The 1,471-nt window shown below is 58.3% G+C and carries 1 protein-coding gene and 1 pseudogene; one reads left to right on the forward strand and one right to left on the reverse strand.

What is annotated here, in order from left to right; genetic code table 11:
* Positions 1 to 35 precede the first annotated feature (35 nt).
* Complete coding sequence (locus EOD07_RS34135; RefSeq protein ID WP_127238327.1) at positions 36 to 1,112, forward strand: site-specific integrase; 1,077 nt, start codon at positions 36 to 38, stop codon at positions 1,110 to 1,112.
* A 77-nt stretch (positions 1,113 to 1,189) separates the two neighbouring features.
* Here EOD07_RS34135 and EOD07_RS34140 read toward each other — a convergent pair.
* Positions 1,190 to 1,471, reverse strand: a pseudogene (locus EOD07_RS34140) (alpha/beta hydrolase); the annotation flags it as partial.

A 1,471-nucleotide genomic window follows, 5' to 3' on the forward strand; every position in this document is an offset into this window, starting at 1 on the left:
GGGCTGGTCTCTTAACCACAGGGGGTGTGGCTAAAATGTCGAACGAAGCGGTTCAAGAGGGTGAGCCCTCTGGTCATTTTGCGGTATTTTCTTCTCAGAATTCGAACTTTCGGTACACCTACAACAAGATCAGAGAAGTAAAATCGTATAGGGTCGGGGAGCTCTTCGCAGCTTATCGAGATATACTCTGGGATGACGGGCGGCATAAATACAATGTCAGCTCTTTCATCGGTGAAATAGACGAGATCCTTCTGGGAGAGCGTTTCAGCACCTTTGACCAGAACACCCTGGACAATCTTATCGGTACATTGCGCCAGCGCGGCAACAGCAACGCAACCATCAATCGCAAGATGGCTGCCCTCAGCAAATTGCTGCGTAAGGCGCATAAGATGGGAGATATCCACAGCCTGCCCGAATTCCGCCGCCAGAAGGAGCGGGCGGGGCGGATTCGTTTCCTCGAAAGGGACGAAGAAGCGAGGCTGTTCGCGGCGATCAGGAGCCGCAGCGAGGATGCCTACCGGCTTTCCGTCTTCCTTGTCGACACCGGCTGCCGTCTCGGCGAGGCGCTCGGCCTGATCTGGAACGACATCCAGGAGCATCGGGTCTCCTTTTGGATCACCAAATCCGGCCGCAGCCGCACCATTCCGATGACCGAACGCGTCAAGGACGTCATCAAGCTTCCGCCGAACACGGAAGGGCGCCGGCCGAAAGGCCCGTTCACCAAGCTGACGCAGGCGCAGTACCGTGCGATCTGGAACGAAGCGAAGGCGGAAGTCGGCCTCGGCGCCGATGAACAGGTGGTGCCGCACATCCTGCGTCACACTTGCGCTTCACGTCTCGTCCAGGGCGGTATCGACATAAGGCGAGTCCAGATGTGGCTGGGCCACCAGACATTGTCGATGACCATGCGTTACGCGCATCTTGCCACCAACGATCTCGATGGCTGCGTCGTCGTTCTGGAGAAGCCGCGCGGCGATGAAGCCTCGCCGCGGTCGGCGGAGAACTCCGTGTTCGCGTCGCCCCTCACCACGCCGACCTCCGCCCCATCGTCTCGGAAAGCGAAAGGGTCGGAACCGGTCAAGACGTCCCGCAAACGCTCGAAAGGCGAATAGGCCGGTCGGATCGGCCTCGCTGAGGGATAAAAATCTATATTTCGTGATAAAGCTCGAGGCCGATATAGTCTTGAGCTTTACTTTTGTTTGACTTGATTTTCTTCTCGATTGAGAAATGCGGCGATCTTTTCCGGCAAATCGCCGGTTTCGAGGAAGGGCGCGTGGCCCTGGCCTTCGGCGGTGATCGATTCCATGCCGGGATGCCGCTTCTGCATCTCGTTAAGCGTCGCCGTGGAAAGCAGTCTCGAGTTTGCGCCGCGAATGGCAAGCAGCGGAATGGCGGCAAGCGCGTCGAACTGCGGCCACAGGTCCGGCAGCGGCTTGCCGAAATCGATGCCGGCCAGCGTGTCAACCAGGGC

The organism is Mesorhizobium sp. M2C.T.Ca.TU.002.02.1.1 (assembly GCF_003997225.1).